The organism is Psychrobacter sp. UBA5136 (assembly GCF_002414005.1).
Lineage (GTDB): Bacteria > Pseudomonadota > Gammaproteobacteria > Pseudomonadales > Moraxellaceae > Psychrobacter.
The window spans coordinates 22,645-35,218 of the sequence record NZ_DHYG01000011.1 but is presented as its reverse complement, the minus strand read 5'-3'; the positions used below and the strand labels follow the sequence as shown (position 1 = coordinate 35,218).

The window sequence follows — 12,574 nt, the reverse complement described above, 5'->3', positions numbered from 1 at the left end:
GATCATTGCGCCAGTCTCCCAAAACTGGCGCGCTATTTAAATCCGCTACTCAAGTCCGCAGCCGCGCAGGATAAACGGTATCAAGAAATCAGCCGCGCGCGCTTCATCTTGCTTGTCATAAGCGTCTTTTTGCATCAGACCAACGATTTCTGTTTCAAATTCTGCATAACGCTGCGTCGTTGCCCAAATCAAAATCAATAGTTGCAAGGGGTCGGCGATACCGATGCGGCCTTGCTCATGCCAGGTTTTCATCACTTGCGATTTATCAAGCGCCCACTCTTTCATGGTCGTCGACATAAAATCATGCAGATGCGGAGCGCCGCCGATGACCTCTAAAGCAAACAATTTATGACGGTTTGGGTGGGCAAACGCTTGGTGTAATTTGGTGCGCACAAATTTTTCTATCACGGTTTTTGGGTCGCTATCGACCGTCATTGTCACCAAGCCATCATTCCATTCTTGAATAATAGAGCGCAAGACCACTTTGTAGAGGTTCTTTTTATTTTTAAAGTAGTAATGAACATTGGCTTTTGGCAGTCCTGCCCGATCAGCAATCCCTTGCATCGTCGCACCGCGATAGCTTTGTAGGACAAATTCCTCTTCTGCTGCCGCCAAAATCACCGCTTGGTTCTGTGCGCGGATATCTTGCTGATTGCGATGAACGGAGGTATCAGAAGCGGACGTTTTATTAGGTTGGGTCATAAAATTAACCATTAAATAGGACGGAAAATAAGTAGCCATATTGCAACATATAACTGGGCCAATAGGCCAATTTAATTTTTTATATGTAGAAAATATAACCAGTCAGTAAAAAATATTTTGCACAAAACTGTTGACCAAATGGTCAGGTTTAAGCAGAATGGGACATAGTAAACCAATTAACACTCATTCGGTACTGTTTTAGCGTGCGTCTGCGCATGGTTTTTATCACCAAAAAAACGATGCTTCGCTATTATAACGAGTAATTAAAACGTATTAATAACAACCTAGCTTTTAAAAAACAGTCATTAAAAATAACCGTTAACAACAGTCACTAAAAAACAGCCATTACAATTTAAGCATCAAACGCTTTAGACTTAAAAGAAAAGGATGTCACTGTGAGCTTATCACTAGCGCAATTCAACGCCCTCTCGCAAGCCGATGCCACTTCAAAACTATTGACCTGCTGCACCAGTGCTAGCTGGGCGCATAGCGTCGCAAGCGCTCGGCCTTTTACCGATATAGACGACGTGCTTGCCAGTAGCGACAAGGCTTGGCAAGAGGCGCAAATAGAAGAAGCCAATTTGCTTGAGGCTTTTGATGGTCATCCACAAATTGGCAACGTTGACTCATTAAAAGAAAAATACCGCAACACGCAAGACAGCGCCGCCCATGAGCAATCTGGCGCCAATAACGCTGATATGGAGGTCATTGAAGCACTGGCAAAAGGCAATCAAGAGTATCTTGATAAATTTGGCTTTATCTTTATCGTTTTTGCAACGGGCAAGAGCGCGCAAGAAATGCTGGATTTATTGCTCGCGCGCCTGCCAAACGATCGTGACACCGAGCTGCGCAATGCGGCGGCTGAGCAAAATAAAATTACCCGTTTGCGCTTACAAAAGCTGCTGGGCGCCGCTTAAGGTAACTGCTGCTTATTTTTATTTTTTGATACATAAAAGGAATTATTATGTCAGGGACTCTCTCATCTCATATTTTAGACACGCATATTGGTAAACCTGCGGCAAACATCAAAGTCACCTTACATCGTCTCACGCCAGACGGAGAAGCCTCATTTTTGGCCGAAAGTGTCACCAATGCTGATGGTCGCGTGGCTATCGACAGCTGGCAGTTTGATACCAGTATCGATATCGCTAAATATCACTTGGATGTTGGCCGTTATACCTTAACGTTTGATACCCAAGCCTATTTTGATGCGCAAAACTTAACGGCATTTTATCCGCAAGTGGTCATCGACTTTATGATCAGTGACGGCGGTCACTACCATATACCGTTACTGCTAAGCGCCCACGGCTACAGTACTTATCGCGGCTCATAGCTTGATATTTTTAAAATGAGCACGAGCAAAAAAGCTGATCAAAGAACGCTCTAAAAAGCCAAACAAAGAACGCCGAACAAAAACATTAAAAGTAAGAACATTGCAAAAAAGGACAATTCACGCATGGGTGCATATCTTCTCGACTGGGTCGCTTTATTTTTCCGCTGGTTTCACGTCATCGCTGGCGTGGCCTGGATTGGGGCGTCCTTTTACTTTGTTTGGCTAGATATGAGTTTGCGTAAGCCGCCACAGTGGAAGGCGGACAAAGGCATCTCAGGCGACTTATGGGCGGTGCACGGCGGCGGCTTTTATGAAATTGCCAAATATAAACTTGAACCAGAAGAGATGCCAAAAACCCTGCATTGGTTTAAATGGGAAGCTTATACCACGTGGCTGACCGGTATGGCGATGCTGTCTATCGTTTATTACGCCAATGCGACCGCTTATCTGATTGACCCAAGTAAAGTGGCTTTTGGTAGCAGCGTCGGCGCTATTTCGACCAGCTTATTATTTTTATTTGGCAGCTATTTTCTTTATGAGGTGATTGTTCGTAGCCGTCTTGGTAAAAACTCGCTGATTTTTAGCAGCATTATTTTTATCCTATTAATCCTTGCTTGTTGGGGCTCTTATCAGCTGTTTAGTGACCGCGCTTCATTTATCCATATTGGTGCTATTTTAGGGACAGTGATGGCGGGTAACGTCTTCTTTGGCATCATGCCTGCCCAGCGCGCGCTGGTTGATTGTGTGCGCCGCGGTGTGAAGCCGGGTAAGGAAGTGGCAGATCTGGCGCTACAAGCAAAAAACCGCTCCTTGATGAATAATTACTTTACCTTACCGCTCATTTTTACCATGATTAGTAACCACTATCCGATGATGTATTCGCACGCACACGGCTGGTTGGTGTTGGTATTTGTCGGTATTATCACGGCAACGGTGCGGCATTACTTTAACCAAAAACATTTGGGTCACAATAAGCCAAAGTACCTATGGATTCCGGCGTTAGCGACGGTATTATTGATTATTTGGATGCGTCCAGCCCCCGTTGAGCCACTATCTGTTGAGCCACTATCTGCTGCTCCTGTCGCTGCTAAGACGGCTACCTCAGATAACACGCCGCCAGCTGCTGAGAGTGCGGCCGTTAGTACTGCTGCCAAACAGCCGAATGGTGCCACTGAAAATGCTACCATCGAAGCGGATGCCGCTGCCAATCAAAAGGCTGCCGAAGCTGTGCCTGTGACCGCCTCAGCTGATGATGCGATTATGAATATCGTGCATACGCGGTGTACAACTTGTCATGCGGCCAAGCCAACCCAGCAAGGGTTTGCAGCACCGCCATTGGGTATTATCTTGCAGACGCCAGCAGATATAAAAACCCATCAAGACAAAATTGTCACGGCGGTGCAAACTGGCTACATGCCATTAGGCAATCTTACCCAATTGACCGATGAAGAACGCCAACAAATCGTCGCTTATGCTTCAGGGCTATAAGTAGCTAAGTGACTAAAAGTAGATAGAAGTAAATAAATAGATACGCTCACCTTCGTTTTGCTTTATTGTATTTAGGATATATTAAAAATGAGTAAAAAAATAACCAGCGATTTTAATCACGACACCTACCTACGTGACTTAAAAGGCTATGCTGGCAACCCGCCAAAAGCCAACTGGCCGGGCGGCGCAAAGATTGCCGTACAGTTTGTATTAAACATTGAAGAAGGTGCAGAAAATAGCGTCATTCATGGCGATGCTCAATCAGAGCGTTTTTTGTCTGACGTATTAGGAACGCCCGAATTTAACAACCGTCACCAGTCTATCGAATCCGCCTTTGAGTATGGTAGCCGCGTGGGCGTTTGGCGCGTATTAGATACCTTTAAAGAGTATGGTTTACCCATCACAACCTTTACCTGCGCGGCCGCCGCTGAAAAAACCCCGCATATTATCGAGCGCGTGTTAGAAGATGGTCATGAAATTGCCAGTCACGGGCTGCGCTGGATTACTTATCAATACATGTACCGCGAAACGGAACGCGAACACGTGCGCCGCGCCACCGAAATCTTTGAGCGTATGCTCGGTCGTCAGCCGCTTGGTTGGTATACCGGCCGCGATAGCCCCAATACGCGTGAGCTGGTCGCCGAACAAGGCGGTTATATCTATGATTCAGACTCTTATGCTGACGAGCTGCCCTACTGGCTAAATGTAAAGGTAGAAGATGGTGATAAAATCACTCGTAAGCCGCATCTAGTTATTCCTTACACGTTAGAGACCAATGATATGCGCTTTGCCTCAAGTCCCGGCTTTACCAATGCTGAGCCCTTTTATCAGTATTTAAAAGACAGCTTTGACACGTTATACGAAGAAGGCGATAAAAATGGTAAAAACGAACCCAAAATGCTGACCATTGGTTTGCACTGCCGCATCATTGGCCGCGCGGGCCGCATCACCGCCCTTAAAAAGTTCTTGCAATACATCACCAGTAAGCCAGATGTCTGGATATGCCGCCGCGATGAAATTGCCAAACACTGGTATGAAAACCATCCGGCAACGGCTGACAACAGCGCAAACTGGATGTAAGCAGGAAATGCTAAATTTAATAAATAAATACCCATACTCATTAACTAAAAGGTAAAATCATGACTACTACAATCATCGCTAAGCCTTTAACCAAGGCCGAATTTGCACCTTATGGCACGGTGATTGAACCCTACGATAAAGAAGATCAGACGTCTGAAAACTGCTACTTTATTAACCGAGGCTACGCGTGTCGACATCATGCGATTGCTGAGGCTAAGCTCGACGGTGGCGATGTTGGCATCAGTATCTTCCGCGCCAAAAAGCGTGAGCTACCCATCGCCTTATCGGTAATGGAGTATCATCCATTTGGCACGCAGGCGTTCTTTTCGATGAATGGTCAGGATTATATTGTTGTCGTTGCACCAGCTGGCGAACCGCCTCGTTCTGCGGCTGATTTGTCGGTGTTTCATGCCAAATCGCATCAAGGCGTGCAGTACGACGCCAACGTTTGGCATCATCCACTACTGGCCCTTGGTCGCGACTCTGATTTTTTAGTCATTGACCGTATCAATGGTGAGGGTAATAACTGCTACGAGCTGACTATTGATGATTGGCAAGTGAATATTGAAATAGAAAATGAACACGCTTAGCCTATCAAGCCGCACTTGATTGATGTTTAAATGGTTTAAATGTAAACCCCAGCCAAACGACGGTACTTACCCGTTGCTCCCTGCGTTTAGACACAAATTTATCGCGGCACAAATCCATTAAGGAACATAAATAATGTCAACAAGAAATACCTATTATGCCCCAACTGGCGGCTTGCCGCCGCAAACACAGCTACTATCCGATCGTGCCATTTTCACCGAAGCGTATGCAATTATTCCTAAACGGGTACTCACCGATATTGTGATTAGCTACCTGCCGTTTTGGGAAGGCATGCGCATGTGGGTGATTGCGCGTCCTTTAAGCGGTTTTGCAGAAACCTTTTCACAATACATCGTTGAAGTCGCCCCAAACGGCGGCTCCGAAAAGCCGGAGCTGGATACCAAAGCAGAAGCGGTATTGTTTGTCGTTGAAGGCGAAATGGACATCACTATCGAAGGCGTGCCGCATCATCTCGAAGCAGGTAGTTATGTATTTTTACCACCAGCCTGTAAATGGACGCTAAAAAACAATAGTGATAAGCACGTTAAATTTCACTGGATTCGTAAAGCCTATCAATTTGTAGAAGGTCTTGATGCGCCAGAAGCATTTGTCACCAGCGATCACGATGTCGAAGCGATTGAGATGCCAGACACCAATGGCGTATGGAAAACCACGAGGTTTACCGAGCAGTCTGATATGCGGCACGACATGCATGTGAATATCGTTACTTTTCAGCCAGGCGGCGTGATTCCATTTGATGAAACCCATGTGATGGAACATGGTTTGTATGTCCTAGAAGGTAAAGCGGTTTATCACTTAAACGGCGAGTGGGTAGAAGTTGAAGCGGGTGATTTTATGTGGCTGCGCGCGTTTTGCCCGCAATCTTGTTACGCTGGCGGGCCTGGCCCCTTTAGATATTTACTCTATAAAGATGTGAACCGCCACATGCCGTTTATTCGCCCAGAACGATAAGCCATAATTTAAGTAGGTCACTTCTTACTTTTCAAATTCTTACTTTTCAAAGCTGCGCTAGCAATTATATTGCTGGCGCAGTTTTTTATAAAAAGAGCATAAATTTTTTGCAGCCCCTGCGACAGCAGCAAGCAAGGAAAATTGTTACTAGTCGCACAGTATCTTTATAATTTGGGTTAGCTTAAAAACATTTAATAATCTTACTTGTGTTTCTTGTACTATCGTACTAGAATACTGAAACAAACCAATATTTTGCTTATTATCCTGCCATCACTAAGATTATATATTATGAACACCAATCCTTATCACAGTTTATTAAACCATCTGGCAAATTGTCGTGACAGCGCTGCTATCGACGAGCTATTTCGTGCGCTATTGACCGACAAAGAACAATTTGAGATTGCCAATCGTATTCGTATTTTTGATTTATTAGAGCGCGGCGTGACCCAGCGTGAGATATCTGAGCAGCTCGGCGTCGGTATCGCTACTGTGTCGCGCGGCGCTAAAGCCATGCAAAGTCATGATGTTAGCGCCTTACTTAAAACTCATAGAGAAAATATGCCTAGCGACCAAGCATAAAAAAAACGCTTAATTGTGCAAAAAGCGTAATTTCATTCTGCCTTATTTTTTTAAATAAATACTTGAATCACTTTGGACATTGTTATGACCGCTTCTATTTCTCAGCATAGCCAACCTGCTGCTATTGACATTCCTAGCAAGCCGCAGCGTATTAAACTTACGCAAGATATTGATTTTTTTGCGTTATTTAAACGTATCGAGCGCGCTTTTGAGACCTGTTATTTGCTCGAATCATTGGGTGAGGACGGTCATATGGCGCGCCATCATGCCATTGGTTTTGATCCGGTTATGACCATCGCCGCTATCGACCGTACTACTTTGGCTATCACTGATAATAAAACTGCTAAAACCACTCACTATCAAACTGACAACCCTTACGAGCTGCTACGTAAAATTACCCCGCAGCACGTCATTGCGCGCGACCAAAGCGGCGGCTTGGTCGGTTACTTGGGTTATGACAGTGTCAATTTTTTTGAGCCGAGCCTCAACGCCAAAGCCAGTGACGACTTTGAACCCTTTAAATTTGGTGTGTATTTAGATGGGTTGACGCTTGATAAGATGACCGGAGAGATTTTCTATTTTTATTATCCAACCGCGCAGCAAGACAATCGTATTGAGCACATCAAAGCTTTACTTGATGCGCCAATCCCAAGCTTTGAGGCGCCCACGGTTGAATTTTTGGGTGATGGCATGAGCCAAGAGGAGCATGCCAAGGCGGTGCTGCAAGTCAAAGAAGACATCATCTCTGGGCGTATCTTTCAATGCGAGGTTGGCTTTAAATCTAAATATCGCATCAGCGGTGATAAGATGCCGATTTATGAAAAATTGCGTGCCGTCAATCCATCGCCGCACATGTATTTTATGAAATTTGCTCAGCAATGCATTATTGGCGCCTCGCCTGAGCTACTGTTTCGCTTGCGTCAAGGTGAGATGGAGACCTATCCACTGGCAGGCACTGCCAAGCGCGGCGTCGATGTGGCAGAAGACCGTAAGCTTGCCCGGGCCCTACTTAATGATGCCAAAGAGATTGCCGAGCACAATATGCTGGTCGACTTGCATCGCAATGATATTGGCCGTGTTGCAAGGTTTGGTACGGTAAAGGTGCGCAGCCTAATGGATATCAAACGCTTCTCCCACGTGCAGCACATTTCCTCTGAAATCGTCGGTATTTTGCACCCTGACGAGGACATGTTTAGCGCCCTTGCCAGTAACTTCCCTGCCGGCACTTTATCGGGCGCACCAAAGGTTGAAGCAATCAAAGTCATCAATGAGCTAGAACCCGACGGCCGCGGTGCTTATGGTGGCGCGCTGGGCTCATTTAATTTTAATGGCGATTGCATTTTTGCCATTCCTATTCGTAGCTTATTTATCAACGGCGAGTCCGCCTATGCGCAAACCTGCGGCGGCAATGTTTATGACTCAAATCCTGCTGATGAATATCTAGAAATTCAGCGTAAGCTGTCGGCCATGAAAGTGGTTTTAGACAGCTTTATGAACGCCTAAATACATTATATTTTGCTAAAGAGCTATAACTTATGAATGTTTTAATTATCGACAACTACGACTCGTTTACTTTTAACCTTTATCAATATATTGGCGAGATTTTGCAGACCTTGGACAATGATAAAGACGGCGCTAAAGAAGCCAATGTCATCGTCAAACGCAATAATGAGATTACCTTGGCTGATGTACAAGCGATGAATCTTGACCGCATTATCATCTCACCCGGCCCTGGTGCGCCTGATGATCCCACTTACTTTGGTATTTGTGCCGAAGTGATTGAGGTGATGGGCAAGACGACGCCGCTATTGGGCGTTTGCTTGGGGATGCAGGGCATTGCCCATGTCTTTGGCGGTGAGGTGGTACGAGCCAGCGTGCCGATGCATGGTAAAGTCTCTGCCATTCGCCACAATAATGCGGGTGTTTATCAAGGATTGCCGCAAGAGATAGAAATCATGCGCTATCACTCGCTGATGGTAAAAGCCGATACCCTGCCAGATTGCTTAACCGTCACCGCCGTCGTGAGCAATGACGCGCATCATGATTTAAGCCTGACAGAGGCAGCGTTAGCAGGCGATGAGATTATGGGACTTACCCATACCGACTATCCCATTCAAGGCGTGCAGTTTCACCCAGAGTCGTTTGCGACCGAGGGGGCGAAGCGTTTATTAACCAATTTTTTATTGCAGGTGTAATGAAGACGTACTAAAAAAGACCGATAATAAAAAAGAGCGTTAAATAAAAAAGACCGACTTGTTAAAGCCGGTCTTTTTTTAACTTTCAATACGCTGCAAAAACGCTTGCGTCCGTGGATGCGTTGATTCCTCAAATAGCTGCTTTGCGCTGCCCTCTTCGACCACTTGACCATCCTCGATTAACACCACATGATCTGCTACGTCACGGGCAAAGTTAATTTCATGGGTCACCACCACCATCGTCCAACCTTCAGATGCCAACTGCTTCATCGTTCCAAGGACATCTTGTACCAACTCGGGATCAAGCGCCGAGGTTGGCTCGTCAAATAACAATAATGACGGCTCAATCGCCAGCGCGCGGGCGATACCAATACGCTGCTGCTGACCGCCAGATAACTGGAATGGGTACAAATCTGCCTTATCCGACAACCCCACTTTATCGAGTAGCGCCAATGCTTGCTCGCGCGCTTGCGCTTTACTTTGTCCTTGCACCACCGTCGGCCCAAGCATCAAATTCTCAATCGCCGACTTATGCGGAAACAAATTATAAGACTGAAACACCATGCCCGACTTACGTTGTAGCGCGAGCAAGGTTTTCTTTTTAGGTTTGGTGGCAAAATCGACGGTCAAGCTACCATCATCAAAAGCGATAACGCCTTGGTCAGGAATCTCTAGCGCATTTAAACAACGCAAAAATGTGGTTTTTCCCGACCCTGACGGTCCTAATATGACCACCACCTTGCCTTTTTCGATGGACAAGTCGATGCCTTTGAGCACTTGATTGCTACCAAAGGCTTTGTGAATATTGTTGACTTGAATCATAAAGGTTTCCGCTTACAAATTAAAAAACGCTAATTGAAAAGTGCTAATTAGAAAAACAATCGTCAAGGTAAATGGCTACATTTTTAGCAAAAATTACTTTGCCACATAACGATCCAGTCGGGTCTCAAGTTTGCCCTGAATAAAGGTTAAAAACAGACAAATTCCCCAATAAATAAATGCCGCTTCAGTGTAAACCAGCATAAACTCATAGTTACGCGCGGTGATGATTTGCGCCTGTTTAAACAGCTCAGTGACCAGCACCAATGACGCCAGTGAGGTGTCTTTTACCAAACTGATAAAAGTATTGGATAAGGGCGGTACTGATACCCGAAGCGCTTGCGGCAAAATCACATGGCGAAAGGTTTGCAAATACGTCAAACCAACCGTTGAGCCTGCTTCCCACTGCCCCTTTGGGATCGATAAAATCGACGCCCGCACCGTTTCTGACGCATAAGCGCCGATATTCAATGAAAAGGCGATAATCGCTGAGGGAAATGGATCAAGCTTAACACCAACGCTTGGCAAGCCATAAAAGATAATAAACAGCTGTACCAGCATCGGCGTGCCGCGAATGGCGGACACATAGATACGGGCAAGCCGATAAAGAATCTCATGAAACCAGCCAGCGCGCGGCACGATACGAATCAGCGCCACCGTCAGCGCAATAACCATCCCAATCGTAAATGATATCAATGCCAGCGGTATCGAATAATAGATACCGCCTTTGAGCATCGGCCAAAACGAATTGATGACAATATGCGCCCGATCAGCACTCATAAATGGCAGTAGTGCTAATAAATCGGTTAATACTGAGGTTATAGAAGCTAGCATTATTTTTGTTGACTTATATCAGCACCAAAGAATTCTTCGCTAAGTTTGGTTAGCGTCCCATCAGCTTTTAGCTCTGCCATCGCTGCATTTAATTTTTCTACAACCGCATCGTTGCCTTTAAGCAATACCAAGCCTGAACCCGTCTGCTCACTGGCAGGCGCAACCAGTTTAATCTCAAGATTGGCGTCTGGGAATTTCTTTAAATAATCCAATACGGCAAGATTGTCATTCATGGTAAAGTCAGCGCGGCCTTGTTTGACCAATTGGATTGCTTGCGCCATACCATCGACAGGAACGATTTCTGCTTCATAGCGCTCTGCCAGCTCGCCATAGTTACTGCTAAGCGACTGTGCCGAACGTAGCCCTTTTAGGTTCTCCCAAGAACTATAACGATTGTCATCCGTTGGCGCCAATACCACAGCGCCGGACCAGCTATATTCGGTCGACTTATCGTATTTTGCTAAGCGCTCAGGCGTGGTCAAACTTACCTGATTGGCCACCATATCAAAACGTTTTGAATCAAGTCCTGCAAGCATCGCATCCCACTGGGTTTCTTTAAATTCAACATCCACTCCTAGTTTGTCAGCTACGGCACGCGTCACTTCAACGTCATAGCCCGTCAGCTTACCGCTCTCATCATGATAGGTAAACGGCGGATACGTACCCTCGGTACCGACGTTAATGGTGCCACCATTATTGATACGTTGTAGCAAATCAGAACCGCTAGCTGCCGCACTATCGGTCGCATTGGTATCGGTATCAGTAGTAGGTGACTGATTACAAGCGGCAAGTAATACAGTACTGGCGGCGAAGGCTAAAAGAGTACGACGTTTCATAAGACGTCCTTATAAAGTAGGTGAATAATGCAAAAAATATCAAACCAACAATCAGATCAACAAATAGGAATAAAAGTTGCCAACAGTATTGACTAAAAATCGCGCCTATTGCCTGTCATGCTTGGCTTTGGCTTTCCGATTTGAGGATACTGTGAGTATTTTTCAATGCTATTTTTATATGCTGTTGATATAACCACGCTAGGTAACGGTTATTATTAACCAATATTTTAACCAGCAGCACTGATTATACAACAGTGAGTTGCTTTTATATTATCGCACTTGCGTAAGAATAAACGTACAAAAACAGTGAGTATGCGTAAGATTATTAAAATTTACGGGCTTATAAAGATTTATATAGCCCTTTTTCTGGTCAAACTCTTTATTGATAAGCACGGCAACGGCCGGAATTAGAATAAATATGGTTCAAAAAAAAGACATCAACTATATAGTTGATGTCTTTTTACTACCTTTATAAAGATGACTGCTATTTTTTAAACTTATTGGCAAATGTTTTGCCAGTATTGGCGTCCACATTGATACTGATAATCTGGTTACCTTTTAATAGGTCGGCTTTATAATACGCCGTATGATTGGCATAATCACGGTCATTCTCAAATTCAATTTTTAAGATTCGTCCGCCTGTTTGTTTTTCAGCGCTATTGATGGCCGTCATAATATCGGTTTTCGCTTTTTTTTGAACTTGGTAATCGTTGATGTCATCGCCATCTAGACGCTCAGTTTCTGTTTTTACAATCTTGCCAGTAACAGCATCTACTTTGATTTCATAGTTGACGCTATCTGTACTGAATTCTAATTCATAGACGCCGCCCTTGTCTACCGCATCGCTATCATCGTCATCGAACTCTGCGCTGATTAAAATACCAGAAGCCGCTTTACTGGCGATAGTAATGGCTTGCTTTAAGCTAATTTTGGCTGCTTGAGCGGCGCGTACTTCGTCTGCATTACTGGCTGCACTGGCAGTTGTACTCATGACACCCGTTGTCAAAGCCAATGTCAGGCAAGCACCTAATGTGGTTAGCTGAAAGCTTTTTAGAACTTTATTCATAAGATTACCTCCTCATTTATAGTGTTTTTCATTTAACGTCGCTTTTATTTAGCTCAGTAGTGTTCCTTATCATAACGTTGAT

General features: G+C 45.0%; 14 protein-coding genes. 9 read left to right on the top strand and 5 right to left on the bottom strand.

Annotated features, from left to right (window positions below):
* Window positions 1–45: 45 nt before the first annotated feature.
* On the bottom strand, window positions 46–702 hold the full coding sequence (locus tag B4240_RS01650; RefSeq protein ID WP_296236483.1) for a TetR/AcrR family transcriptional regulator: 657 nt from the start codon (window positions 700–702) through the stop codon (window positions 46–48).
* A gap of 395 nt (window positions 703–1,097) precedes the next feature.
* Here B4240_RS01650 and uraD point away from each other — a divergent pair, with 395 nt between their 5' ends.
* The 9 genes from uraD to B4240_RS01605 all read left to right on the top strand — a co-directional run bounded on the left by uraD (window position 1,098) and on the right by B4240_RS01605 (window position 8,937).
* Window positions 1,098–1,619, top strand: a complete 522-nt coding sequence (uraD, locus tag B4240_RS01645; RefSeq protein WP_296236482.1) for a 2-oxo-4-hydroxy-4-carboxy-5-ureidoimidazoline decarboxylase — start codon at window positions 1,098–1,100, stop codon at window positions 1,617–1,619.
* 47 nt (window positions 1,620–1,666) lie between these two features.
* The gene (uraH, locus tag B4240_RS01640) at window positions 1,667–2,035 is read left to right on the top strand and encodes a hydroxyisourate hydrolase (protein ID WP_296236481.1); all 369 of its coding nucleotides are present in this window, start codon (window positions 1,667–1,669) and stop codon (window positions 2,033–2,035) included.
* Window positions 2,036–2,158: 123 nt separating this feature from the next.
* Window positions 2,159–3,523, top strand: coding sequence for a urate hydroxylase PuuD (locus B4240_RS01635; protein WP_296236480.1), 1,365 nt, complete (start codon window positions 2,159–2,161; stop codon window positions 3,521–3,523).
* A gap of 87 nt (window positions 3,524–3,610) precedes the next feature.
* A complete protein-coding gene (gene puuE, locus B4240_RS01630; protein ID WP_296236479.1) occupies window positions 3,611–4,603 on the top strand; it encodes an allantoinase PuuE in 993 nt (330 codons plus the stop codon).
* Between the two features lie 59 nt (window positions 4,604–4,662).
* The gene (locus B4240_RS01625; protein WP_296236478.1) at window positions 4,663–5,193 is read left to right on the top strand and encodes an ureidoglycolate lyase; all 531 of its coding nucleotides are present in this window, start codon (window positions 4,663–4,665) and stop codon (window positions 5,191–5,193) included.
* 133 nt (window positions 5,194–5,326) lie between these two features.
* Window positions 5,327–6,163 carry a bifunctional allantoicase/(S)-ureidoglycine aminohydrolase gene (locus tag B4240_RS01620; RefSeq protein WP_296236477.1) on the top strand — a complete coding sequence of 279 codons (837 nt, stop codon included), beginning with the start codon at window positions 5,327–5,329 and terminating at the stop codon, window positions 6,161–6,163.
* Window positions 6,164–6,451: 288 nt separating this feature from the next.
* Window positions 6,452–6,742 carry a Trp family transcriptional regulator gene (locus B4240_RS01615; RefSeq protein ID WP_296236476.1) on the top strand — a complete coding sequence of 97 codons (291 nt, stop codon included), beginning with the start codon at window positions 6,452–6,454 and terminating at the stop codon, window positions 6,740–6,742.
* Window positions 6,743–6,826: 84 nt separating this feature from the next.
* A complete protein-coding gene (locus B4240_RS01610) occupies window positions 6,827–8,245 on the top strand; it encodes an anthranilate synthase component I family protein (RefSeq protein WP_296236475.1) in 1,419 nt (472 codons plus the stop codon).
* A 32-nt stretch (window positions 8,246–8,277) separates the two neighbouring features.
* Window positions 8,278–8,937, top strand: a complete 660-nt coding sequence (locus tag B4240_RS01605) for an anthranilate synthase component II (protein WP_296236474.1) — start codon at window positions 8,278–8,280, stop codon at window positions 8,935–8,937.
* A gap of 78 nt (window positions 8,938–9,015) precedes the next feature.
* Here B4240_RS01605 and B4240_RS01600 read toward each other — a convergent pair whose 3' ends face one another.
* The 4 genes from B4240_RS01600 to B4240_RS01585 form a co-directional block, all read right to left on the bottom strand.
* Window positions 9,016–9,759 (bottom strand): amino acid ABC transporter ATP-binding protein, encoded by a 744-nt coding sequence (locus tag B4240_RS01600; protein WP_296236473.1) that lies wholly within the window; start codon window positions 9,757–9,759, stop codon window positions 9,016–9,018.
* 93 nt (window positions 9,760–9,852) lie between these two features.
* Window positions 9,853–10,536, bottom strand: a complete 684-nt coding sequence (locus tag B4240_RS01595) for an amino acid ABC transporter permease (protein WP_414707071.1) — start codon at window positions 10,534–10,536, stop codon at window positions 9,853–9,855.
* Window positions 10,537–10,589: 53 nt separating this feature from the next.
* A complete protein-coding gene (locus B4240_RS01590) occupies window positions 10,590–11,426 on the bottom strand; it encodes an amino acid ABC transporter substrate-binding protein (RefSeq protein WP_296236471.1) in 837 nt (278 codons plus the stop codon).
* Window positions 11,427–11,910: 484 nt separating this feature from the next.
* Window positions 11,911–12,492, bottom strand: a complete 582-nt coding sequence (locus B4240_RS01585; RefSeq protein WP_296236470.1) for a PepSY domain-containing protein — start codon at window positions 12,490–12,492, stop codon at window positions 11,911–11,913.
* Window positions 12,493–12,574: the final 82 nt, after the last annotated feature.